Genomic DNA, 22,171 nt, shown 5'->3' with positions numbered 1-22,171 from the left:
TTGTCCGGAACCTGGATCGCGCCGGTCCCAAAACCGGGACGAAGCGTATCGACCTCAAAGAGCGGGAGCGGGCACTTCCTCCAATGACGGCGGCGGCTTAACCCCGCGACCGGCCCGCTCGGACAGCCTCGATAATGTCGATGGCGGCCCGGACGCCGCCTTCTATATCCAGTTGGGAGTTATCTAGCAAGTAAGCATCCGGGGCCGGTTTCAGAGGCGCAATCGGCCGATTCTTGTCACGTTCGTCACGCTGGAGGATGTCGGCGAGCACGGCCGCCTCGTCCGCCTCCTCGCCCCGCGCTTTGGCCTCCATGGTGCGGCGCCGCGCGCGGACCTTGGGGTCGGCGACCACGAAGATCTTCACGTCGGCATGGGGGCAGATCACGGTTCCAATATCGCGGCCGTCGAGCACGGCGCCGGGCGGATCAGCGGCGAACTGGCGCTGGAAATTGACCAGGACCTCGCGAACCCGAGGGATTGCCGACACGATCGAGGCTCCCTCGCCGGCCTTCTGGGTCTTCAGCGCAGGATTGCCGAACTTTTCGGGATCGAGCTCCAACGCGGCCTGCACCGCAGCCGCCTCGTCGTTGAGATCGTGCCCCGACTGCATCAGGGCATAGGCGACCGCGCGATAGATCACGCCGGTATCGAGATGACGATAGCCGTAATGGTGGGCGAGACGCTTGCCGAGCGTGCCCTTGCCCGAAGCCGCGGGCCCGTCGATGGCGATGATCATGAAAACTCGGCCCCTAGCGAACGCATCATCGGAATGAAATCCGGAAAGCTGGTGGCGATGAAGGCGGTGTCGTCGACGGTCACGGGCTGATCGGAGGCGCAGCCCATCACCAGCGCGGACATCGCGATGCGATGGTCCATATGGGTGGCGACAGTGCCGCCGCCCGGGACGTGGCCGCGACCCTCCACGATCAGATCGTCGCCGGAGACCACGACCTTGACGCCGTTGACGCGCAGCATGGCGGCGGTGGCTTCAAGCCGGTCGGATTCCTTGACGCGCAGCTCCTGCAGGCCGCGCATGATCGTGGTGCCTTCGGCGAACGACGCCGCCACCGCCAGCACCAGATATTCGTCGATCATCGACGGCGCGCGCTCCGGCGGCACCTCGACGCCGCGCAGCTTCGACGCCCGCACGCGCAAGCGCGCCATCGGCTCGCCGGCATCGCCGCGCACTTCGCTCTCCTCGATGGAGGCGCCCATTTCGCACAGCGTGGTGAACAGCCCGGTGCGCAGCGGATTGGTCATGACGTCGGACAGCACGACATCGGAGCCCTCCACGATCAGCGCCGCGACGATCGGGAAGGCGGCCGAAGAGGGATCGGCGGGCACCACGACATTGGCGCCATGCAGCTCGGGCTGGCCCACCAGCGTGATGCGGCGGCCGTGCCGGCCTTCCTGGACCGAGGTGATGTCGGCGCCGAAATGCTTCAGCATCAGCTCGGTGTGGTCGCGGCTGGCCTCGGTCTCGATGACCGTGGTGGTGCCGGGAGCGGCGAGGCCCGCCAGCAGCACGGCCGATTTGATCTGGGCCGAGGCGACCGGGGTCTTGTAGACGATCGGCAGGGGGTCGCGCGCGCCCTGGAGGGTCAGCGGCAGGCGCCCGCCCTCGCCGCCGGCGGTGACTCTGGCACCCATCTTTTCCAGGGGATCGAGGATCCGGCGCATCGGACGGCTGCGCAGCGAGGCGTCGCCGTCGAACACCGCCGAAATCGGGCAGCCGGCGACGGCGCCCATGACCAGCCGGCAGCCGGTGCCGGAATTGCCGAAATCCAGTGCTGCCTTGGGCTGGGCGAAGCCTCCGACCCCGACGCCGTTGACGGTCCAGGCGAAATCGCCGGTGCGCTCGACGCTGGCGCCCAGCGCCTGCATCGATTTGGCGGTGTTGAGGACGTCCTCGCCCTCGAGCAGGCCCGAAATCCTGGTTTCGCCGACCGCGAGCGCGCCCAGGATGAGGGCGCGGTGGGAGATCGACTTGTCGCCGGGCACCCGTACTTTCCCGGTCAGGGGACCGCTGGCGCGAGACTGGAGCGGCCTCGGTTGGTCGGAATGGGTCAAGATTGTGTCCTTGAATAGGCCCGGTGGGCTGGCGCGCAGGTACCACATGGTCCGCGCCCCGTCACGGGCATGTCGTTCTCCCGTAATGCGCTATTGACAGCGGGCCGCCAACTAGCCAAGTGAAGCACCGCTTTTCAGACATTCCCAGGATTCCTGCCGTGGCCAAGTCCGAACTCGGAACCAAACGTATTTGCCCGACCACGGGCAAGAAGTTCTATGACCTCAACAAGAATCCGGTGATCTCGCCCTATACCGGCGAAGTGGTGCCGATCGCACCGGTCGCTCCTGCCCGCGGCCCCCGTGCGGCCGAGGCCCGTAACATGGCCCAGGACAACGCGCCGGAGCCGGCGGAGGCCGAGGAATTGGTGTCGCTCGAGGAGGCCGATGCCGAGGAGAACACCGGCAAGGTCAAGGCGGTCGTGCCCGAATCGGAGGACGATATCGAGGTCGACGAGACCCTCGACGACGATGATGACGACGATTCGACCTTCATTGCCGACGAGGAAGAGGGCGATGAGGACGTCACCGACATCATTGGTGATGTTGGCGGTGATGAAGAGACTTGAGATCAGCCCTGATCTGTGAAAAAGGGTGCTCCGCGCGAGTCGCCTAGAGCGCTCGCCGGCCGGGACGGGTCCCCCAGGATCCTCCCATCTGGACTAAGGGGCCATAGCTCAGCTGGGAGAGCGCTTGCATGGCATGCAAGAGGTCGGCGGTTCGATCCCGCCTGGCTCCACCAGCCTTCGCTGGCTTCGCCAGCTACGGCTCGGCAAGCCAGCTCCGCTCCCTCGTGGCGAAGCTAGCGAAGGCTGCCGCGGCGGAGCCCAAAGGGCGAAGCCGGGCTTCAGCAGAGCAACGGCGGGTGTAAACTCTCTTCGACAACCGGGGGGAGTGCGATGAAGTACGTCTACATCTTGGAGAGCCTCGATTCCCTCCATTTCTACGTCGGGATCACCGACGACCTCCGCGCCCGACTGGCAAAGCACAATGCTGGCGAGGTGCCCCACACTTCGAAATACGGACCTTGGGGGCTCAAGACTTACGTCGCATTCAGCGATGAGAAGCAGGCCGTCGCATTCGAAAAGTACTTGAAGTCAGCATCAGGCCGCGCCTTCGCCAAGAAGCGGCTTTAGTCCCCTACTCCCCGATCACCGCATTCAGCCGATCCCTTAGCGCGACGATCTCGTCTTTCATCGCGACCAGCTCCGACACCGAGCAGTCCGATGCCGCCAGGATCGATTGCGGCACGCTGCGGGCCTTTTCCTTCAGCGCATGGCCCTGCGGCGTCAGGGCGATCAGAACCTGGCGCTCGTCCTCACGCGAGCGGGTGCGCCTGACGAGATGGGCGGCCTCGAGGCGCTTGAGCAGCGGCGTCAGCGTGCCCGAATCCAGGAACAGCTTCTCGCCGATCTCCTTGACCGGCACGTCGTCGCGCTCCCACAGCACCAGCATGACCAGATATTGCGGATAGGTCAGGCCGAGCCGATCGAGCAGCGGCTTGTAGACGCGGTTAAAGGCGTGCGTAGCGGAATAGACCGCGAAGCAGATCTGGTTGTCGAGACGAAGCGGGTCTACCGCCGTTGATTTCCGGGCCATGAAGAATCCTGCGCGTTTCTCCCATTCTGGGCCCGGCCGGCGCCAGATTCAATTGCGAACAATTAAATGTGAGGCGCGACGAATTAGATTGCGCGCAATCTAATTGTCTGCGATAAAGCTTACACCCCAACCCGGAAAGACCCGAGGAGACGACAATGTCTGTGAACGTCCTCTACAAGACCAGCGCCAAGGCCACCGGCGGCCGCGACGGCCATGCTGCGACCCTCGACGGCGCGCTCGACGTCAAGCTCACCACGCCGAAGGAGCTCGGCGGTGGCGGCGGCGCTGGCAACAATCCCGAGCAGCTGTTTGCGGCCGGCTATGCCGCCTGCTTCATCGGCGCGATGAAGTTCGTGGCCTCGCAGGGCGGCCCGAAGGTGCCTGCCGACGCCTCGGTCACCTCGACCGTCGGCATCGGCCCGCGCTCCGAGGGCGGCTTCGGCCTCGATATCGACCTCGCGGTCTCGCTGCCGGGCCTTGCCCGCGCAGACGCCGAGGCGCTGGTGGCGAAGGCGCATCAGGTGTGCCCGTACTCCAATGCCACGCGCGGCAATGTCGACGTTCGCCTGACGGTGGTCTGATCGGCAGCGCGGATTGGCTGGCCCGGGAATCCCCCCTCGGGCCGGCCGCATCCGAGGGAATTTGCCACCCCGCGGCATGGCTGCACGCCGGCGCATGCGGCTCCACGCTCGGCGCCATTGCTGGCGCAAACAAACCTCGCTAGGCCTGTGAGCCAATGATCGACACAGGGAAGCGAAGGCATGACTGAAGCAGCAACGGGCGCCATGAGCGGATTGCGCGTCATCGATCTCACGCGCGTGCTCGGCGGTCCCTACTGCACCCAGATCCTCGCCGACCACGGCGCCGACGTGATCAAGGTTGAGCCGCCCGCGGGCGACGAGGTGCGCGAATGGGGCCCTCCGTTCCACGAGGAGGATGCGGCCTATTTCGTCGGCATCAACCGCAACAAGCGCTCGATCGGCCTCGACCTCGCCTCCGAGGGCGGCCGAATCGTGCTGCTCAAGATGCTGGAGACCGCCGACGTCCTGATCGAGAATTTCAAGCCGGGCACGCTGGAGAAATGGGGCATCGGCAACGAAATCCTCAGCAAGAAATATCCCCGCCTCGTGCATTGCCGGATCTGCGGCTTCGGCGCCGACGGCCCGCGCGGCGGCAACCCCGGCTATGACGCCATCATCCAGGCCATGACCGGCATGATCGCAGCGACCGGCTCGCCCGAGAGCGGGCCGATGCGGATCGGCGTGCCGCTGGTCGACATCACCACCGGACTTTATGCGGCGATCGGCATATTGATGGCGCTGTCGGAGCGGCAGCGGTCGGGCAAGGGCCAGTTCCTGGAGACGACGCTGTACGAGACCGGCCTTGCCATCATGCATCCGCACACCGCGAATTATTTCATGCATGGCAAGCCGCCGGGTCTCACCGGCAACGAGCATCCGAACCTCGTGCCTTACGCGATCTTCCCGACCAAGACCGACAACATCTTCATCGGCGTCGGCAATGACGGCACCTTCCGCAAGCTGGCGAAGGAGATCGGCAAGCCCGAGCTCGGCACCGATCCGCGCTTTGCCCGCAACAAGGACCGCATCGCCAATCGCGAGGCACTGCGCGCCGAGCTTGCCGCCGTGTTCAGCCAGCACGAGGCCGAGCCGCTGTGCAACCGCCTGCTCGCGGCCGGCCTGCCTGCAGGTCCCGTGCAGAAGATCGACCAGGCGTTGACCAATCCGCACACGATCGCGCGTGGCGATATTATCGAGAAGGACTGGTACAAGGGCGTTGCCTCGCCGATCCGGCTCGATCGCAGCAAGCCGAGCCTGCGCCGCGTGCCGCCGAAATTCAGCCAGCATGCGGCCGAGGTGCTGGGCGAGTTCGGCTACTCCAAAGCCGAGATCGACGCGATGGTCGAAAAAGGCACGGTCTGCGGTCCCGAGCGGAAACGCTGAGCTAAGGCGAGCGTCAACGGTGGTGCGCTCCCTCTCCCGCTTGCAAGTGGGAGAGGTTCGGAGCCCGCGGCACGATAGTGCCTCATCTCAATGCCGCACTGCGGCGCGCGCACGCATGTGCAGCGCGAACGAGTTGGCTGACGGCTCCGTCTTGGCCTATTTGACAACTTCCCATTTGGCCGCGCTTGCTGCTTTCGTTTCTCCCGCTTACACAGTCATGTGAACGTCATATGGCGCTGCTAGCGCAAGCGCTTCTTTAGTGACGGGCAAGGGAGGTTCTTGATGGCTCTTCGACATTTTGGCACGGCGGCGGCCGTCGCACTCACAATTGGTCTCGGCGCGTCGCCGGCGCTTGCCGTGACCGAAATCCAGTGGTGGCACGCGATGACCGGCGCCAACAACGACGTCATCGTCAGGCTCGCCAACGATTTCAACACCACGCAGAGCGACTACAAGGTGATCCCGACCTACAAGGGCAACTACGCCGACACGATGAACGCCGGCATCGCCGCGTTCCGCGCCGGCAACGCGCCGCACATCATGCAGGTGTTCGAGGTCGGCACCGCCACCATGATGGCAGCGACCGGCGCCGTGAAGCCGGTCTACAAGCTGATGGCCGAGACCGGCGAGAAGTTCGATCCGAAGGCCTATCTGCCTGCGATCACCGGCTATTACTCGACCTCGAAGGGCGAGATGCTGTCCTTCCCGTTCAACTCGTCCTCGACCGTGATGTGGGTCAACCTCGACGCACTGAAGAAAGCGAATGTCGAGGTGCCGAAGACCTGGCCCGAAGTGTTCGACGCCGCCAAGAAGCTGAAGGCGGCCGGCCACGCCACCTGCGGCTTCTCCAACTCCTGGGTCACCTGGGTCAATCTCGAGCAGCTCTCCGCCTGGCACAACGTGCCGCTCGCCAGCAAGGCCAACGGCCTCGACGGTTTCGACACCGTGCTGTCCTTCAACGGTCCGCTCCAGGTCAAGCATCTCGAAAATCTGGTCGAGCTCCAGAAGGACAAGACCTACGACTATGCCGGCCGCACCAACACCGGCGAAGGCCGCTTCACGTCGGGCGAATGCCCGCTCTACCTGACCTCGTCCGCGTTCTTCGGCAACGTCAAGGCGCAGGCCAAGTTCGCCTTCACCGCGGTGCCGATGCCCTATTACCCGGACGCCAAGGGCGCGCCGCAGAACTCGATCATCGGCGGTGCCTCGCTCTGGGTAATGGGCGGCAAACCGGCGGACGATTACAAGGGCGTCGCCAAATTCTTCTCTTTCCTCTCGGACACCGATCGCCAAGTCTACATCCACAAGGCCTCGGGCTATCTGCCGATCACCAAGGCGGCCTATGAGAAGGCCAAGGCGGATGGCTTCTACAAGGATCAGCCCTATCTGGAGACGCCGCTGCTCGAGCTGACCAACAAGGAGCCGACCGAGAATTCGCGCGGCCTGCGCCTCGGCAACATGGTGCAGCTCCGTGACGTCTGGGCTGAGGAGATCGAGCAGGCGCTGGCCGGCAAGAAGACCGCCAAGCAGGCGCTGGACGCGGCCGTCGAGCGCGGCAACACCATGCTGCGCCAGTTCGAAAAGACCGCCGTGAAGTAAGGCGACAAGCGGCAGGCCGGTCCCCCGGCCTGCCGCGCTGGGGCATCATGCAAAAGCAAGCCATTTTCCAATCGAAGCTGTTGCCCTATGCGCTGGTTGCGCCGCAACTCGCGATCGTCCTGATTTTCTTCTACTGGCCGGCCTTGCAGGCGATGATCCAGTCGTTCCTGCTGCAGGACGCCTTCGGCCTGTCGACCAGCTTCGTCTGGTTCGAGAACTATATCGAGCTGTTCAAGGAGCCCGCCTATTTCGAGGCGATCCTGCGCACCTTCTTCTTCTCGTTCGCGATCGCGGTGTCGTCGCTGTCGTTCGCGCTGCTGCTGGCCGTGATGGCAGACAAGCCGCTGCGCGGCTCGATGCTCTACCGCACGCTGCTGATCTGGCCCTATGCGGTGGCGCCGCCGGTCGTCGGCGTGCTCTGGATCTTCATGCTGCATCCCTCGCTCGGCGTGCTCTCGCGCTACCTGCGGGCGCTGGGCATCGACTGGAATCCACTGCTCGACGGCGACCAGGCCGCAGCGCTGATCATCCTGGCCGCCGCCTGGAAGCAGATCTCCTACAACTTCCTGTTCTTCCTCGCCGGCCTGCAGAGCATCCCCAGAAGCGTGATCGAGGCGGCTGCGATCGACGGCGCCCGCCCGATGCGCAGGTTCTGGACCGTGATCTTCCCGCTGCTGTCGCCGACCATCTTCTTCCTCCTGGTCGTCAACATCGTCTACGCCTTCTTCGACACGTTCGGCATCATCGACACGATGACCCGCGGCGGTCCGGGCAAGTCGACGGAGACGCTGGTCTACAAGGTCTATACCGACGGCCTGCTCGGCGGAAACCTCGGCAGCTCCGCGGCGCAATCGGTGATCCTGATGATCATGGTGATCGTGCTGACGGGCATCCAGTTCCGCTTCGTCGAACGCAAGGTGACCTACTGATGGTCGAGGAAGAAGGCTTTCGGCGCTACATTGCCCATATCATCCTCTGGATCGGGATCGCGATCGTCGCCTTCCCGGTCTATCTCGCCTTCGTGGCGTCCACCCAGGACAACGCGGTGATCGCCAACGGGCAGATGTCGTTGCTGCCCGGGGGTCATTTCTTCCAGACCTACTACCAGACCATCTTCGTCGGCACGAGCGGCTCGACCCGCGAGCCGGTCGGCAACATGATGCTGAACTCGCTGGTGATGGCGCTGCTGATCGCGCTGGGCAAGATCGCGGTCTCGATCATCTCGGCCTATGCGATCGTGTATTTCCGCTTCCCGTTCCGGATGGCGCTGTTCTGGCTGATCTTCATCACGCTGATGCTGCCGGTCGAAGTCCGCATCTATCCGACCTACAAGATCGTCGCCGACCTGCACATGCTCGACAGCTATGCCGGCCTGTCGCTGCCGCTGATCGCATCGGCCACCGCGACGCTGCTGTTCCGCCAGTTCTTCATGACCGTGCCGGACGAGCTGCTGGAGGCCTCGCGCATTGACGGCGCCGGCCCCTTCCGCTTCTTCTGGGATACGCTCTTGCCGCTGTCGCGCACCAACATGGCGGCGCTGTTCGTGATCCTGTTCATCCTCGGTTGGAATCAATATCTCTGGCCGCTCTTGATCACCACGCGCGACGACATGCAGACCATCCAGATCGGCATCCGCAAGATGATCACCACCACCGACGCGCTGACCGAATGGCCGATCGTGATGGCAACCGCCGTGCTGGCCATGCTGCCGCCGGTGTTCGTCGTCGTCGCCATGCAGAAATTGTTCGTGCGCGGCCTGGTCGAGACGGAAAAGTGAAGATGGCGAATAGTGAATGGCGAGTGGCGAATGGGGTCGCTGCGTCCGCCTTGCGTGCTAACAAGTCCCCATTCGCCATTCCCTACTCGCTACTCGCCGGTGCAACCCATGGCTAACGTCACCCTGCGCAGCGTCCGCAAGACCTATCCCGGCGGCTTCGAGGCCATCAAGGGCGTCGACGTCGATGTCGGCGACGGACAGTTCTGCGTGCTGGTCGGCCCCTCCGGCTGCGGCAAGTCCACGCTGCTGCGCATGGTCGCGGGGCTGGAGACGGTCACCGGCGGCGAGATCGACATCGGCGGCCGCGTCGTCAACGGAGTAGAGCCCGCCGATCGCGACATCGCGATGGTGTTCCAGAACTACGCGCTCTATCCGCATATGAGCGTCTACAACAACATGGCCTATGGCCTGCGCAACCGCGGCATGGCCGAGGCCGAGATCAAGACCCGCGTCGAGGAAGCCGCGCGCGTGCTCGAGCTCTCCGCCATGCTAGAGCGCAAGCCGCGCCAGCTCTCCGGCGGCCAGCGCCAGCGCGTCGCCATGGGCCGCGCCATCGTGCGCCAGCCGAAGGTGTTTTTGTTCGACGAGCCGCTGTCCAACCTCGACGCCAAGCTGCGCATCGCGATGCGGGTCGAGATCCGCAAATTGCAGCGCCGGCTCAACACGACGTCGATCTACGTCACCCATGACCAGCTCGAGGCGATGACGCTGGCCGACATCCTCGTGGTGATGAATGGCGGCCAGGTCGAGCAGGTCGGCAATCCGCTTGATATCTACGAGAAGCCGGCCACGACCTTCGTCGCCTCCTTCATCGGCGCGCCGCCGATGAACTTGATGTCGACGCGGCCCGAGGAGATCCGGTCGCAGCTCGCCGGCAGCGCCGCGGCCGATGCCGGCATCGTCGGAATCCGCCCGGAGGATTTCGTCATCACCGACGAGACGCCGGCCGGCGGCCTCGTCCTGCCGCTCACCGTCGAAGCCATCGAGCGCGTCGGCGCCGAGACCTTCGTCTACGGCTCCCGCGAGCAGGAGGACCAGCGCGTCGCCGCCACGCCCGGCGAGCTGCCGCCCGGCGAGGTCATCGTCCGCATTCCCGGAACCCAAGCGCCCGCCATCGGCGCGAGAATCCGTGTCGCGGCGGTGCGGGCGAAGCTGCATCTGTTCAGTGACGACGGGCGGACGCGGCTCAAGGGCTGAGCGGCTCCGGGGCCCGACGACAAAAGTGCGAAAACAACCCCATGCACAGTAGAAGGGGGTTTGTTTTTGTTGGGATAAATCGCCTCGCGCGACGCGTCATGCCAACCACGACGAACCAGGCATTCGGGCGATGGCAGAAAGTGGCCCGTCCACAGCTCCCCCGCTACCTGCTTGAACCCACAGGGGAACATGCCCATATTGCTGATCAAGGGGCGCCGCTCGCGGGCCCTGATGCACCAAAGTCGCTTCGAGAGGACTTTGTAAACTATGTCTCGTGTTCCAACGCTCTCCAGTCCCTTCCTGCTGGGCTTTGACGAGATCGAGCGCGTGCTCGATCGGGTCGTCAAAGGCGCCGACGGTTATCCTCCCTACAATATCGAGAGGTGCGACCGCACGGACGGCCAGCCCGAGCGTTTGCGCATCACGCTGGCGGTCGCCGGATTTACGCGCGACCAACTCGATGTAACCATTGAGGAAAACCAGCTCGTGATCCGCGGGCGGCAGCAGGACGACAAGACCCGGCAATACATCCATCGCGGCATCGCCGCGCGCCACTTCCAGCGCACCTTCGTGCTGGCGGAGGGGATGCTGGTGCTGGGTGCGGATCTGAAGAACGGGTTGTTGTCGATCGATCTGGCCCGGCCTGAACCGGAGCGGATCGTTAAGACAATCGCTATCAATGAGCACGAATAATGGAACGAGTAGCGGACTCGACCGCTTAGTGTTCCAGAGGAGTCGAGACCATGAGTGAAGGTCACGTTGCGTTCGAATACGAAGCCAAGAACGTCTCTCCGGAGACGCTGGCAACCCTGGGCGAAGGCCATATCGCCTATGTGAAGCAGATCCGCTCCGAGGACGTGCCGGGCCTGTTCCCCGAGGCGCCCAAGATCGCGCCGGGCCTCAAGCTTTTCGCGCTCCACGCCGCCGACGGCACGCCGATCATGCTGACCGACAGCCGCGAAGCTGCGATCGCCAACGCCTGGAGCAACGAGCTGCAAGCGGTGAGCGTGCACTAAGCACGCGCGTCGCACGAATAGGGTTTCAAACGGGCATGCCTTCGCAAGAAGGCGTGCCCGCTTTCATTTGAGCGGCGAGGTATTCGCGTCGCCATCGCCAGCCGAAGGGAATTCGGCGATGTTCCCGCCCGCGCGGGGCGGCCTTGGCTCTTCCGCGCACGAGACCGTCATCAATCCGTGATTTGACATTTCGTTCGCGTTTGTCAAATCTGACAAAATGCAGGCCAAGGCCCCTCCCCAGGACCGGATCCTCGACGCTGCCTTGCGCGTGTTCCGGCGCCACGGCTTCCGCCGCTCCTCGATCGAGCTGGCGGCGGAGGAAGCCGGACTGACGCGGCAGGCGCTCTATCATCACTTCGCCTCCAAGGAGGCGCTGTTTCGCGCCGTGCTCGAGCGGATCTACGCGCAGGGGCTCGCTGCCGAAATCGCGGCCGCGAAGGCGGCGGAAGAAGCGGGCCTCGAGCTTGCCGACATCCTGGTCGCCGAGATCGGCGCGCGAATGCAGTCGCTGCTCGCTTCGCTGAAGGACTCGCCCCATACCGAGGAGCTGTTTTCCGAGCACCTCGCGCAGGCGCGCGACCTCTACCAGAGCTATTCCAACCGTTTCGCCGACGAGATCGCAACCACGATCGCGCGGGTGTGCCGCAAGCGAAAGCTTAACCTCGAAAGCGGCGTCAGCGTGCGCGAGCTGGCGCGCTGCGTCGAGATGGCGATCCACGGTACCAAATCCGCTTTCCCTGCCATGCAGCCGGTCGACGCGTTCCTGAAACAGCTCGAGACCATGCTGCGCATGCTGATCGCCGGCGCGATGGCGCCGTCCGCAAAGAAGTCCCAACGCAAAACGGGAGTTCGAAGATGACCAGCACGACCATCAATGGACGGCCTCTGGCGCTGCCCGACGATCCGGATGCGCTCTTGATCGACGTGATCCGCGATGGCGGCCTCACCGGCACCAAACTCGTCTGCGGCTCCGGCGTCTGCGGTGCCTGCACCGTGCTGCTCGACGGCACGCCCGTCGTGAGCTGCCTGTTGCCGGCGCAGGCAGCCGCCGACAAATCGCTGACGACCGTCGAGGGCGTCGGAGCCACCGGATTGCATCCGGTGCAGAAGGCGTTCATGGCGCACGACGCCCTGCAATGCGGCTTCTGCACACCCGGCTTCGTCGTCGAAGCCGCCGCCTTCCATGACGGCTGGCGCGCGACCAAGGGCGCGGCGACACCCTCGCGCGAGGAGATCGCCGCCGCGCTATCGGGACATCTCTGCCGCTGCGGCGCCTATGAAGGCATCTATCGCGCCGTCGCCGAAGCATGCTCGGGCCGCTTCGACGGCAACGAGCCCATCGCGCCGCGGCTGGAAGCCCGCGACAAGGTGACGGGACTGGCCCGCTACACGGTCGACATCCACCATGACGGCCAGCTCGAAGGCGTCATCCTGCGCGCGCCCGTCGCGCATGCGAGGATCACCGGGCTTGATCTGGCGCCGGCGCGCGCCATTGCCGGCGTTGCCGCGGTCGTTCCGCTGCTAGACGATGACAACATGGTCCGCTTCGTCGGCGCGCCGATTGCAGCCGTCGCGGCCAAGGATCGCCGCACCGCACTGCAGGCCATCGCCGCGATCAGCTTCAAGCCCGAGCCTTTGCCCGCTGTGATCGGGCTCGATGCAGCGCGACGCGACGATGCACCCGTCGTGTTCGAAAAGAAGGACCGCAAGCGTGCCGGCAACGTGTCCGAGGGCGCAGGCGGCGCTCCGGTGTCGTGGAAGGGCAATGTGCGCGGGCCCTCGGCGCCGTTCTCGCAGAAAGCCAAGCGCGCCAAGAGCTGGCTTGACGAGGCGCGCCAGCAACGCAATCCGCTGCTGGTCGAGGAGACCTTTCGCGTCTCGACGCAACAGCACGCAAGCCTCGAACCACATGCCGCCGTGGCCAGGTTCGATGGCGATCAGCTCATTGTGCACATCTCGACCCAGGCCATCCACGAGAGCATGGAGAAGCTCGCCAAGCGTTATGGCCTTCCGCACGACAAGGTGCGTGTGATCGCCGATCACGTCGGCGGCGGATTCGGCTCCAAGGGCAGCGTTGGGCTGGAGACCATCGCCGCGATCGAGCTTGCGCGCGCCGCGAAGGCGCCGGTGCGCGTCGCCTTCGATCGTGAAGAGGAGCTTTCCGTCACCGGCTACCGTCCGGCCGCCGAGCTGAAGCTGTCCTTGCTGCCTTCTGCGGAAGGCCGCCTCAAGGCGCTGTCGCTCACCGCCCATGCCGATACCGGCGCCGCCGTGAACTCGCTGATCGCGGGCCTGGCGCGGCTGATCTATCCGGCCGAAGCAAAGGAGCTCGTCGACTTCGACGTGCTCAGCAATTTGCCGCCCGGCGCGCCGTTCCGCGGCCCTGGCGGTCCGCCGATGTCGTTTGCGCTGGAGCAGGCGGTCGACGAAGCCGCACTGCGCATGAAGATGGATCCGATTCAGCTGCGCAAGCTCTGGGACCCCGATCCCAACCGCCAGCGACTGTACGACTGGGCTGCCGGCCTCGACGTCTGGAAGAGCCGCAAGCCAGCCGCATCGCAGACCGGCCGCTACCGGCGCGGCGTCGGCGTCGCCACCGGTTACTGGCTCTATCTCTGGCAGACCGGCTCCTCGGTCGAACTCGCGATCAAGGGCGGCCGCATCGTCGCAAGCTGCGCGGTACAGGATATCGGCACGGGCACACGCAGCGTGATCGCGAACACCGTCGCGAAGGCGTTCGATCTCGAACCGCATGATGTGGACGTTCGCATCGGCCGCTCCAGCCTGCCGCGCGGACCGGGCTCCGGCGGCAGCCGCGTCACCGCCTCGGTGGTGCCGCCGACCTTGCTCGCCATCGACAAGCTGAAAGCGGAAATCAGGCGCACCGCCTCTCGCACACCTGCTCCGGGCTCGAACGCGCCCTGGCGCGAGATGATCGCGGCCTCCCCTGATATCGCCGTGTCGGCCAAGCGCCAGGAGGACGGCAAGCCGCCGCCCGGCGTCAGGCCCGCGCTGCACGAGGCGGGCATCATGGGCCGGGTGTTCGGTTGGGTGCTGCGTCTGATGAACCACATGGTGGTCGGCGCCGGCGTGCCGAGCTCGGTGCAGGTGATGGAAGTCGAGGTCGACACCTGGCTCGGCCATGTGCGCGTGCTCAACGCCTATACGGGCCTCGCAGTCGGCAAGCTCGCCGCGCCGGCATTGGCACGAAGCCAGGCCGCGGGCGCGGTGATCCAGGGCATCGGCTACGCACTCTATGAGTCGCGGGAGGCCGATCCTTCGAGCGGCCACATCCTGAGCGGCAGCATGGAGGATTACCGCATTCCGGGCATTGCCGACATGCCGAAACTGGACGTGCATTTCGACGAGGCCGGTTTCGAGCATGTGCCGGGCGGCAGCGTCGGCATCGGCGAAGTCGCCACCGTGCCGACCTCGCCCGCGATCGCCAACGCCATTCGCGATGCGATCGGCGTGAGACTGACCGAAATTCCGTTCCGGCCCGATCGTCTTGTGGCCGCGCTGAAAGGGAGGGATGCAGCATGAGTGTCGCCGTCATCACCGCCAATCCCACGCCTGAATTCCGCGCCGGAGGCACCGACTTCAGCGAACGCCGCCGCAGCGGCGTGTCGCAAGGAATGCTGATCGATATCTCGACCAGCGGCGACAAGACGATCAGCTGGGGAGCCGATGGAGCGGCCCGGATCGGCGCGCTCGCCACCATCGCCACGATCGCGACCGACGCTCGCATCCTCGCCGCTTATCCCGGCATTGCGGCGAGCGCGCAAGGGCTCGCCACGCCACAGGTGCGCAACGTTGCCACGCTCGGCGGCAATCTCGCGCAGCGTTCACGCTGCTGGTATTTCCGCCGGGCCGACATCAATTGCCTGAAGAAAGGCGGCAGCACCTGCCCTGCCCGTTCCGGCAATCATCTCTATGGCGTTGCCTTCGATCTCGGACCGTGCATCGCGCCGCATCCCTCGACCATGGCGGCGGCTCTGCTCGCCTATGATGCGACCATCACCACGGACCGGCGCAGCGGATTGACGATTAGCGGTCTCCTCGGCGACGGCTCGGTCGCGCACGCCGATCATACACTCGCAGCAGGCGAGATGATCAAGAACATTGCGCTTCCTGCTCCGCATCAAGGCGAGCGCGCTTCCTACAAGCGGGCGATCAGCCGGACCTATGCGGAATGGCCGCTGGTGGAACTCTGCGCCCGCGTCGTGATCGCCGGCGGCAAGTTCCAGCTGGTGCGTCTCGCTGCCGGCGGCGTCGCGCCCGTGCCGCTTCGCCTCACCGCCGTGGAAGTCCAGCTCAGCGGCAAGCTTGCCAATGCGGCATCGATCGCAGAAGCGGCGAAAGCGGCGAGCACGGGTGCCAAACCATTGCCGATGACGGCCTACAAGCTCGATCTCCTGCAAGGGCTGGTGCGCGACGTGCTGGAGCGGCTTTCGGGCTGAAGCGCGATGAGATGTGGCTTGATCACGCAACGCCGGAGGTGCGCTCCCTCTCCCGCTTGCGGGAGAGGGTTGGGGAGAGGGTGCTTCCGCAATGGGACAATCCCCAAGAGGAGAAAGCCCTCACCCGCGCCTTCGGCGCGACCTCTCCCGCAAGCGGGAGAGGTGAACAAGCCGCGACAATCGATTCAACCTAAAGCCATTTCGCTCTAACTAACCGCCTGAGCGATCTGCCAGCCGCGCGCGGATATCCGGCTTCAGCACCTTGCCGACCTTGGAGCGCGGCAGATCGTCCCAGACTTCGATCTGCTTCGGTGTCTTGACGCTGCCGATCCGCTGCTTGACGAAGGCCGCCAGCGCCGTCGCATCGACGCTCTGGCCGGCACGGGGCTGCACCACGGCGACGATACGCTCACCCCATTTCTCGTCCGCGAGGCCGATCACGGCGCAATCCTGTACCGCCTCATGCGCCCGCAGCGCGTTCTCGACCTCGATCGAATAGACGTTGAACCCGCCGGTGATGATCATGTCCTTGGCGCGATCGACGATGTAGAGGTAGCCATCGTCGTCGATGTAGCCGATGTCGCCGGTGTGGTGCCAGCCATGCGCGGAGGCCTCCGCCGTGGCTTCGGGATTTTTGTAGTAGCCTTCCATCACCAGCGAGCCGCGAACCACGATCTCGCCGCGTGAGCCGGTCGGCAGCAAATTGCCGTCGCCATCCATGATGCCGGCCTGCACCAACGGGCTGATCCGCCCCGCCGAGGCGAGGCGCTCCATCGCGATCGTGCCATCGGCATTGTAATGCTCATCCGGTGCCATCATCGAGATCATCATCGGCGCTTCAGTCTGACCGAACAACTGCGCCATGGGCCCGATGCGCCGGAGCGCCTCCGCAAGCCGTGCGGCCGAGATCGGTGCCGCGCCGTACCAGAAGCATTGCAGAGACCCGAGCTTCGCCGAGTCGAGCTTGGGATGATCGAGCAGCATGTAGATCAATGTCGGCGGCAGGAAGGTGTGCGTGACATGGTAGCGCTCGATCAATTCGAGGAATTCGGCGATGTCGAGGTGATGCATGATCACGATGCGGCCGCCGAGCGCCATGATCGGGAAACACAGCACACCGGCCGCATGGGTCAACGGCGCGAGCGCGAGATAGACCGGACGACCCTTGAAGGGATAGCCCATCAGCGTCAGTGCCGTCATGGCCTCGATGTTGCGACCCGACAGCATGACTCCCTTCGGCTTTCCGGTGGTGCCGCCGGTGCCGGGAAGCATCGCGAGATCGTCGACCGTCTCGCGTTGATATTGGTCGGCGGACAGGCCCGCGAGCCAGCCGTCGAACGAGGGCGCGAAGGGCAACTCGGCATCGAGGCAGACGAGGACACGCAGCTTCGGCAGCTCTGCACGCACCGCCTCGACCATCGGCGCGAAGCTCGAGTGAAACAGCAGCAGGCTGCAGTCGAATTGGTCGAGGATGAGCCGGTTCTCGGCCGCCTCGTTGCGCGGATTGATCGGGCACCAAACCGAGCCCGCGCGGGAAATCCCGAACACGCATGCAAACGCGGCCGGATCGTTGCCGGAAAGGATTGCGACCTTCTCGCCGGCAGCAATACCCGATCGCGCGAGCCCGCGCGCGACGCGATAGCTCAGCAACTGCACCTCGCGGTAGCTGAGATCGCGCCCGTCCATGGTCAGGCACGGCGCATCGGGGCCGAGCGAGGCACCTTTGTCGAGGTAATCGATGAAGCGCATGATCAATCCCGGAAGCAGCTGGCGGGTGGCGCGCGGCCGCGCCACCCGTGATCTTGCTCAGTCGTGCACGGTGAGGATCGGTCTGCTGACCAGCCCGAAGCTGCGCAGCTGGCCGAGCAGCTCGTGATGACCGAACGCCTGGCAACCGGAGGCGAAACCCACGCGCTTGGGCGGCTGCTGCAGCAGATGCGCCGCGGCATAGGACTGCAACAAGCCGGTCTGCTTGTAATTGCTGTTGCCGTTGATGACGCAGTGCGCGCGCCCGAGCGGGCCAGAGGCATGCACCGAATCCAGCGACTTGTTGACGCGCGGGTTCTCGCGCGGCGGCATGGTGTTCATCACGCCGGCGGCGGTCTGCGCCAAAGCAGTGTAGCGGTCGTCGGGGTTCATGTTCTTGGTCGCGTCCAGCGCGGCGGCGACGATCTGCGGCACGCCCAGCATCAGCGCGCGGTTGAACACGCCGCCCAGCACCTTCACGTTGGCCACGCGCGGATCGCGCTTGAACCACACCGGGTGCGAGGTGCCGCCCCAGGGCAGCGCCAGGGCGAGCTCATGCTGGCCGGGGATGGCGAGGTTGTAGAGGCCGGCATCCGCCTGATGCTCGACATACTTGTTCTGCTCCAGATAGTAGGCCTTGGCCATCGCGGCGTTGACCAGGATGGTCTGCGTCGAGGCGATGGTCGGGCTGCCGCCCCAGAACACGGCGATGTCGAGCGTGTCGAGGCCGGGCGTCTCCAGGCACAGCTGCGCGGCGATCTCGCCGGTGGTGTACATCTGCGCGATGCCCGGCGCGAGCAGCAGGCCGGCATTGGCGAACTTGGTGCCCCATTCCTGCTCGAGCGTGATCAGCCAGTCCTGCTCGCCTGTCGTGTCGGTGTAGTGGCATCGGGACGCCCAGCAAGCCTGCACCACCTCGGCACCGAACCTGGCGAAGGGGCCCACGGTGTTGAGCACCACCGAGGCGCCGTTGAACAGCTCCGTCAGTGCGCTCACGGTGTGCGGCACTTCCACCACCTCGTAGTCGGCGGTCTCGATACCGGCCACGTTCGCTTTCATTGCGGCGTTGAGCTTCTCCGCGCTGCGCCCCGCGGCGATGAAGGGGATGTTGTACTCGCGTAAGTATTCGCAGACCAGGCGGCCGGTGTAGCCGGACGCGCCATAGACGATGACGGGCTTCTTCGCGCTCATTCTCGTTCCTCCGAAATGTTCGTTGTCGGGTTTGCAGCTCACATTCCCATGCCGCCATCGACCGGCAGTCCGATGCCGGTGATGAAGCGGGCTTCGTTCGAGCACAGGAACACCGCAGCATTGGCGATGTCGCCGACCTCCGCGAGCTTGCCGAGAGGCGTCTGCTCCACCACCGAGCCGACCGCGGCGTTGACGTCGGGCGCGAGACCGATCTTGACGATGTCGTTGGCGAGCTGCAGGCCCATGTCGGTCGGGATCAAGCCAGGATAGATGCAGTTGACGCGGACGCCATAACCGAGCTTGCCGGCCTCCATCGCCGCGACCCGCGTCATGCGATCGACCGCAGATTTCGTGCCGGAATAGACCGCGATGCTCGGGAAGGCGATCGTCGCCGCGACAGACGCGATATTGACGATCGCGCCACCTTTGCCCGCCGCTCCGCCCGGCCGCATCGCGCGGAAGGCGTGCTTCATGCCGAGCACGGTGCCGACGATGTTGACGTCGCACATCCGCCGCGCATCCTCGGCCCTGATCTCGCTGACCAGCGACGTGATCTCGATGCCGGCATTGTTGATGAGGATGTCGTAGCCGCCGAGGGTGGCGACCGTCGCAGCAGTCGCTTTCTCCCACTGCGCATCGTCGGCGACATCGAGATGCACGAAGCCGGTCTTCACTCCGAGCCTGGCGATCTTGCCGGCGCTATCCTTGCCGGCGTCATCGAGAATGTCGCCGATCATGACCGCCGCACCGGAGCGCGCCAGTGCTTCTGCAATAGCCGCTCCTATCCCGCGGGCTCCGCCGGTGACCAGGGCTTTGCGGCCATCAAGACTCTTCTCACTCATCGCACGTCCTCCCTTTGCTTGGACTGATCTGTTGGACTGATCTGTTCGCTGATGATCGGTGCGTGCTGGGTTGGCAGCACGGTGCCGGCGCGGTTGCGCAACGGCATGCGAGTCCGTTCCGGCGGCGCGGCGCCGGCGGGTGCATTTCCTCCATTTGCTGATGTCTTGACGACTGTCCAAATTTCTTGGCGCGCACACTCCTCCCGGAACTTGACAGTTGTCAAGGAAAAAATTTGACAGTTGTCAAAGAGGATGGTCTGTAGACGATGACCGACGACGTGATCGTGGTGACCAAGAGACGGGAGACAGCGCGAGGATGGCGCGGCAAGCGACAGGAGCGGCGAAGCGAGAGGCCGTGGCGGAGATCGTGCGGGACGACAAGTTCAACGCGCGACGCATCGAGCTTGCCGAGGCCGCGCTCGAAACGCTTGGAGAGCTCGGCTTCGCCCGGACCAGCCTGCGGGAGATCGCGCAGAACTCGGCGTTCACGCACGGCGTGTTCCACTATTATTTCAGCGACAAGCTCGACCTGATCTGCTGCTGCGTTCGCCACTACAAGGCCAAGTGCGTGACGCGCTATGACGAGGTCGTCGCGACAGCGACGAGCCGCGACGAATTGACGGAGGGCTTCCTCGCCAAGCTCGCAGCAACGCTGCAGAACGAAGCCCGCATGCACCGGCTTTGGTACGATTTGCGCTCGCAGGCGATGTTCGAGGCGGCGTTTCGCAAGGATGTCCTCGAGATCGACAAGAGCCTGGAAGCGATGATCTGGCGCATTGCCTCGCGCTATGCCGAGCTCGGCGGCAAGCGGCCGGCGTCGTCGCCAGGCGCGCTCTACGCGCTGTTCGACGGTCTGTTCCAGAGTGCGCTGCTCAAGCACCTCGCGGGTGACAAGAGGGCGGTCCCCGAACTGCTCGACGAAGTCCGGCGCCTGCTGCCGACGGTCTGCTGAAGCGCGGAAGCGGCGCCCACGAAGGCGTCGCCGCACGAGACCTGCACGTTAGCGCCATCCAAATTGATCGTCCGTCTCGAAACTGCTTAGATGCGGCATGCCGCCGAAAGTCGAACGTCTGCCCAAGCAGCAATTGTGGTTTCCGGCCGGGCGCTATTTTCTGCGCACCATCAAGCGCGATGACGCCTCGCAGCGCTGGGCGGACTGGTTGTCCGATCCCTGGACGGTGCATGTCCTCAACACGTCACCGCGCGCGATGACCAAGGCGGAGATCGCCGACTACATCAAATCCTTCGATCAGCGCGAACGGCTCCTGCTCGGGATATTCGAGCGTGGCAGCCGCATCCATGTCGGCTTCATCCGCCTCGACATCAACGCGGCGGCGAGCGAGGCGCTCGTCAGCGCCGTGATCGGAGAAAAGGAGCACCGCAATGCCGGAGCGACGGTGAACACCTTCATTCCGCTGCTCAGGTTCGTGTTCGACGATCTCAAGCTGAGCCGCATCCGCGCGTTCGTGCTGGAGCGCAATCAGACGACCATTCAATATCTGTCCAAGCTCGGATGGACGCTCGAGCCCGAACCCGAAAAACCGGTGCGATCGCATACGGATGGATCGCTTCTGGTATTGCGTCGGATGATCTGGGACCGGCCCGGTTTCCAGGCCTGGTTGAAGAGCCCGATCGGGCAGCGGATCGTGAATCGCATGGAAGCGGCGCGAGGTTGAGCCCCGGCCGCTCCCTTTGTCTGCTTAAGCGATCAATCAGTACTTCGCGACGACGGGTGACCCGCCGAACCGATAGTTGATACCTACCTTCACGATATCGATGTCCTGACGAATATCGATCAACGCGGTGGTGGCGGCGGCTGGATTGGCGAATCCCACGCGCTTGCTGTCGAAGCCGTAGTGAGTGTACTCGACCAAGGCCGACCAGTTCGGGGCGAAGGCCCACTCGACACCGGCACCTGCCACCCAGCCGACACGATCGGTGCTGGCGCTTGAATTGCAGGGCTCAAAAACGAGGAATCCCACACCGGGACAAAAGAAGCCGCCAATCGACGAGAAATTGTTCAGATTGTATCGGTCATGCGCAAACCCGACGCCGCCCTTGCCATAAACGAGCAAGCGATCCCATGTGTAGCCGACCCGACCCGTGACGCTGGCGACCCAGTCGGTGCGGCTCGATAGAGTGGCGGGCGCGCCGGTCTTTCCGGCGAAGAAGGGATCGTTGGCGGTGCCGTGAAGATCGGTGGCCGTGAAATCGCCGGCAATCCCGAGCACCCAATTGCTGGCAAATTGGTAGTCGCAACCTACCTGAACGCCTCCTACAATTCCGACGTCTCCGTTCACCCCAATGCGATCACCAGGCACACTGCCTATAGTCATTGCAGGCGAGATGACCGCCCCCGTTCCGATGCCGGGATCCGTGAAGCCCGTTCGGCTCGCACCGCCGCCGACATGACCCCCGACATAGCAGCCGGTCCAACTGAAAGGCACGGCCGCCGCAACCGGCGCTTTCGTGTAGGGACGAGCTCCCAGATCGGCACCTTGAGCGGAGCCTGCGACAATCAGAGCCGACGTCGCCAGCAGCAGTCGTTTCATTCGTCACCCCGAAGCAATCAGCGATAGAAATCTCCGGTAAGGTACATCGGCCGGCCTCCGCGCGCTGTATTCGAGGAGCAACACTCCGATACATTTGGTACTTCGATACTGTTTGATCACAACGCGCCGCAACACGGCGCCTTAAGCCTGATGACGGCGCT

At 64.7% G+C, this 22,171-nt stretch carries 22 protein-coding genes and 1 tRNA gene; 16 read left to right on the top strand and 7 right to left on the bottom strand.

Annotated elements, in window-relative coordinates:
* Positions 1 to 97 precede the first annotated feature (97 nt).
* Positions 98 to 736: a (d)CMP kinase gene (gene cmk / locus I6F24_RS31420; protein ID WP_036024437.1), complete on the bottom strand. Its 639-nt coding sequence runs from the start codon at positions 734 to 736 to the stop codon at positions 98 to 100.
* Positions 733 to 2,070 carry a 3-phosphoshikimate 1-carboxyvinyltransferase gene (aroA, locus tag I6F24_RS31415; RefSeq protein ID WP_036024496.1) on the bottom strand — a complete coding sequence of 446 codons (1,338 nt, stop codon included), beginning with the start codon at positions 2,068 to 2,070 and terminating at the stop codon, positions 733 to 735. Before aroA ends, cmk begins: the two co-directional genes overlap by 4 nt.
* Positions 2,071 to 2,228: 158 nt before the next feature.
* Between aroA and I6F24_RS31410 the strand changes: the two genes are divergently transcribed.
* The 3 genes from I6F24_RS31410 to I6F24_RS31400 all read left to right on the top strand — a co-directional run bounded on the left by I6F24_RS31410 (position 2,229) and on the right by I6F24_RS31400 (position 3,203).
* Positions 2,229 to 2,636: a TIGR02300 family protein gene (locus I6F24_RS31410; protein WP_036024433.1), complete on the top strand. Its 408-nt coding sequence runs from the start codon at positions 2,229 to 2,231 to the stop codon at positions 2,634 to 2,636.
* Positions 2,637 to 2,733: 97 nt separating this feature from the next.
* A tRNA-Ala gene (locus tag I6F24_RS31405) sits at positions 2,734 to 2,809 on the top strand.
* Positions 2,810 to 2,966: 157 nt separating this feature from the next.
* On the top strand, positions 2,967 to 3,203 hold the full coding sequence (locus I6F24_RS31400) for a GIY-YIG nuclease family protein (protein ID WP_036024431.1): 237 nt from the start codon (positions 2,967 to 2,969) through the stop codon (positions 3,201 to 3,203).
* A 4-nt stretch (positions 3,204 to 3,207) separates the two neighbouring features.
* On the opposite strand, the gene I6F24_RS31395 is transcribed toward I6F24_RS31400, so the two are convergent.
* Positions 3,208 to 3,666, bottom strand: a complete 459-nt coding sequence (locus I6F24_RS31395) for a MarR family transcriptional regulator (protein WP_074447577.1) — start codon at positions 3,664 to 3,666, stop codon at positions 3,208 to 3,210.
* 155 nt (positions 3,667 to 3,821) lie between these two features.
* Between I6F24_RS31395 and I6F24_RS31390 the strand changes: the two genes are divergently transcribed.
* From I6F24_RS31390 to I6F24_RS31340, 11 genes are all read left to right on the top strand, one after another.
* Positions 3,822 to 4,247 (top strand): organic hydroperoxide resistance protein, encoded by a 426-nt coding sequence (locus tag I6F24_RS31390; RefSeq protein WP_036009140.1) that lies wholly within the window; start codon positions 3,822 to 3,824, stop codon positions 4,245 to 4,247.
* A gap of 180 nt (positions 4,248 to 4,427) precedes the next feature.
* Positions 4,428 to 5,630 (top strand): CaiB/BaiF CoA-transferase family protein, encoded by a 1,203-nt coding sequence (locus tag I6F24_RS31385; protein WP_036024418.1) that lies wholly within the window; start codon positions 4,428 to 4,430, stop codon positions 5,628 to 5,630.
* A 282-nt stretch (positions 5,631 to 5,912) separates the two neighbouring features.
* Positions 5,913 to 7,229 (top strand): sn-glycerol-3-phosphate ABC transporter substrate-binding protein UgpB, encoded by a 1,317-nt coding sequence (gene ugpB, locus I6F24_RS31380; RefSeq protein ID WP_036009146.1) that lies wholly within the window; start codon positions 5,913 to 5,915, stop codon positions 7,227 to 7,229.
* A 47-nt stretch (positions 7,230 to 7,276) separates the two neighbouring features.
* Entirely contained in the window at positions 7,277 to 8,158 is an 882-nt protein-coding gene (ugpA, locus tag I6F24_RS31375; protein ID WP_036009149.1) for a sn-glycerol-3-phosphate ABC transporter permease UgpA, read from the top strand.
* A complete protein-coding gene (gene ugpE / locus I6F24_RS31370; protein ID WP_036024416.1) occupies positions 8,158 to 9,006 on the top strand; it encodes a sn-glycerol-3-phosphate ABC transporter permease UgpE in 849 nt (282 codons plus the stop codon). The genes ugpA and ugpE overlap by 1 nt, the downstream gene beginning before the upstream one ends.
* Positions 9,007 to 9,114: 108 nt before the next feature.
* A complete protein-coding gene (locus I6F24_RS31365; protein WP_036009161.1) occupies positions 9,115 to 10,203 on the top strand; it encodes a sn-glycerol-3-phosphate import ATP-binding protein UgpC in 1,089 nt (362 codons plus the stop codon).
* A gap of 267 nt (positions 10,204 to 10,470) precedes the next feature.
* Positions 10,471 to 10,896: an Hsp20 family protein gene (locus I6F24_RS31360; protein WP_024338612.1), complete on the top strand. Its 426-nt coding sequence runs from the start codon at positions 10,471 to 10,473 to the stop codon at positions 10,894 to 10,896.
* Positions 10,897 to 10,946: 50 nt separating this feature from the next.
* Positions 10,947 to 11,219: a DUF1150 domain-containing protein gene (locus tag I6F24_RS31355; protein WP_007598581.1), complete on the top strand. Its 273-nt coding sequence runs from the start codon at positions 10,947 to 10,949 to the stop codon at positions 11,217 to 11,219.
* Positions 11,220 to 11,436: 217 nt separating this feature from the next.
* Positions 11,437 to 12,078 carry a TetR/AcrR family transcriptional regulator gene (locus I6F24_RS31350; RefSeq protein WP_225151972.1) on the top strand — a complete coding sequence of 214 codons (642 nt, stop codon included), beginning with the start codon at positions 11,437 to 11,439 and terminating at the stop codon, positions 12,076 to 12,078.
* Entirely contained in the window at positions 12,075 to 14,762 is a 2,688-nt protein-coding gene (locus I6F24_RS31345; protein ID WP_225151970.1) for a molybdopterin-dependent oxidoreductase, read from the top strand. The genes I6F24_RS31350 and I6F24_RS31345 overlap by 4 nt, the downstream gene beginning before the upstream one ends.
* Entirely contained in the window at positions 14,759 to 15,679 is a 921-nt protein-coding gene (locus tag I6F24_RS31340) for an FAD binding domain-containing protein (RefSeq protein WP_225151968.1), read from the top strand. Before I6F24_RS31345 ends, I6F24_RS31340 begins: the two co-directional genes overlap by 4 nt.
* 210 nt (positions 15,680 to 15,889) lie before the next feature.
* On the opposite strand, the gene I6F24_RS31335 is transcribed toward I6F24_RS31340, so the two are convergent.
* From I6F24_RS31335 to I6F24_RS31325, 3 genes are read right to left on the bottom strand one after another with little or no spacing between them, the layout of a single operon-like run.
* A complete protein-coding gene (locus I6F24_RS31335) occupies positions 15,890 to 17,428 on the bottom strand; it encodes an AMP-binding protein (RefSeq protein WP_225151966.1) in 1,539 nt (512 codons plus the stop codon).
* 57 nt (positions 17,429 to 17,485) lie between these two features.
* The gene (locus I6F24_RS31330) at positions 17,486 to 18,616 is read right to left on the bottom strand and encodes a DUF5938 domain-containing protein (protein WP_225151964.1); all 1,131 of its coding nucleotides are present in this window, start codon (positions 18,614 to 18,616) and stop codon (positions 17,486 to 17,488) included.
* A 38-nt stretch (positions 18,617 to 18,654) separates the two neighbouring features.
* Positions 18,655 to 19,458 carry an SDR family oxidoreductase gene (locus I6F24_RS31325; RefSeq protein ID WP_225151962.1) on the bottom strand — a complete coding sequence of 268 codons (804 nt, stop codon included), beginning with the start codon at positions 19,456 to 19,458 and terminating at the stop codon, positions 18,655 to 18,657.
* A gap of 316 nt (positions 19,459 to 19,774) precedes the next feature.
* On the opposite strand from I6F24_RS31325, the gene I6F24_RS31320 reads away from it, so the two are divergent.
* Together I6F24_RS31320 and I6F24_RS31315 are read left to right on the top strand one after the other, a co-directional pair.
* Positions 19,775 to 20,410 carry a TetR/AcrR family transcriptional regulator gene (locus I6F24_RS31320; protein ID WP_050991851.1) on the top strand — a complete coding sequence of 212 codons (636 nt, stop codon included), beginning with the start codon at positions 19,775 to 19,777 and terminating at the stop codon, positions 20,408 to 20,410.
* Positions 20,411 to 20,507: 97 nt separating this feature from the next.
* Positions 20,508 to 21,134, top strand: a complete 627-nt coding sequence (locus tag I6F24_RS31315; protein ID WP_036009173.1) for a GNAT family N-acetyltransferase — start codon at positions 20,508 to 20,510, stop codon at positions 21,132 to 21,134.
* Positions 21,135 to 21,170: 36 nt separating this feature from the next.
* On the opposite strand, the gene I6F24_RS31310 is transcribed toward I6F24_RS31315, so the two are convergent.
* Complete coding sequence (locus tag I6F24_RS31310; RefSeq protein WP_036009176.1) at positions 21,171 to 22,010, bottom strand: outer membrane beta-barrel protein; 840 nt, start codon at positions 22,008 to 22,010, stop codon at positions 21,171 to 21,173.
* Positions 22,011 to 22,171: the final 161 nt, after the last annotated feature.

It is taken from the genome of Bradyrhizobium sp. BRP23 (genome assembly GCF_020194135.1).
GTDB lineage: Bacteria > Pseudomonadota > Alphaproteobacteria > Rhizobiales > Xanthobacteraceae > Bradyrhizobium > Bradyrhizobium yuanmingense.
This window is presented reverse-complemented; position numbering and strand designations above follow the sequence as displayed.

Bases quoted from the DNA above. Each gene is read 5' to 3' on its own strand.
- I6F24_RS31355 (WP_007598581.1), top strand. From the start codon at position 10,947: ATGAGTGAAGGTCACGTTGCGTTCGAATACGAAGCCAAGAACGTCTCT.
- I6F24_RS31325 (WP_225151962.1), bottom strand. From the start codon at position 19,458: ATGAGTGAGAAGAGTCTTGATGGCCGCAAAGCCCTGGTCACCGGCGGA.
- ugpB (WP_036009146.1), top strand. From the start codon at position 5,913: ATGGCTCTTCGACATTTTGGCACGGCGGCGGCCGTCGCACTCACAATT.
- I6F24_RS31400 (WP_036024431.1), top strand. From the start codon at position 2,967: ATGAAGTACGTCTACATCTTGGAGAGCCTCGATTCCCTCCATTTCTAC.
- I6F24_RS31395 (WP_074447577.1), bottom strand. From the start codon at position 3,666: ATGGCCCGGAAATCAACGGCGGTAGACCCGCTTCGTCTCGACAACCAG.
- I6F24_RS31315 (WP_036009173.1), top strand. From the start codon at position 20,508: ATGCCGCCGAAAGTCGAACGTCTGCCCAAGCAGCAATTGTGGTTTCCG.
- I6F24_RS31345 (WP_225151970.1), top strand. From the start codon at position 12,075: ATGACCAGCACGACCATCAATGGACGGCCTCTGGCGCTGCCCGACGAT.
- I6F24_RS31360 (WP_024338612.1), top strand. From the start codon at position 10,471: ATGTCTCGTGTTCCAACGCTCTCCAGTCCCTTCCTGCTGGGCTTTGAC.
- I6F24_RS31330 (WP_225151964.1), bottom strand. From the start codon at position 18,616: ATGAGCGCGAAGAAGCCCGTCATCGTCTATGGCGCGTCCGGCTACACC.
- I6F24_RS31385 (WP_036024418.1), top strand. From the start codon at position 4,428: ATGACTGAAGCAGCAACGGGCGCCATGAGCGGATTGCGCGTCATCGAT.
- I6F24_RS31365 (WP_036009161.1), top strand. From the start codon at position 9,115: ATGGCTAACGTCACCCTGCGCAGCGTCCGCAAGACCTATCCCGGCGGC.
- ugpE (WP_036024416.1), top strand. From the start codon at position 8,158: ATGGTCGAGGAAGAAGGCTTTCGGCGCTACATTGCCCATATCATCCTC.
- I6F24_RS31310 (WP_036009176.1), bottom strand. From the start codon at position 22,010: ATGAAACGACTGCTGCTGGCGACGTCGGCTCTGATTGTCGCAGGCTCC.
- I6F24_RS31335 (WP_225151966.1), bottom strand. From the start codon at position 17,428: ATGCGCTTCATCGATTACCTCGACAAAGGTGCCTCGCTCGGCCCCGAT.
- I6F24_RS31390 (WP_036009140.1), top strand. From the start codon at position 3,822: ATGTCTGTGAACGTCCTCTACAAGACCAGCGCCAAGGCCACCGGCGGC.
- ugpA (WP_036009149.1), top strand. From the start codon at position 7,277: ATGCAAAAGCAAGCCATTTTCCAATCGAAGCTGTTGCCCTATGCGCTG.
- I6F24_RS31340 (WP_225151968.1), top strand. From the start codon at position 14,759: ATGAGTGTCGCCGTCATCACCGCCAATCCCACGCCTGAATTCCGCGCC.
- I6F24_RS31350 (WP_225151972.1), top strand. From the start codon at position 11,437: ATGCAGGCCAAGGCCCCTCCCCAGGACCGGATCCTCGACGCTGCCTTG.
- I6F24_RS31320 (WP_050991851.1), top strand. From the start codon at position 19,775: ATGGCGCGGCAAGCGACAGGAGCGGCGAAGCGAGAGGCCGTGGCGGAG.
- cmk (WP_036024437.1), bottom strand. From the start codon at position 736: ATGATCATCGCCATCGACGGGCCCGCGGCTTCGGGCAAGGGCACGCTC.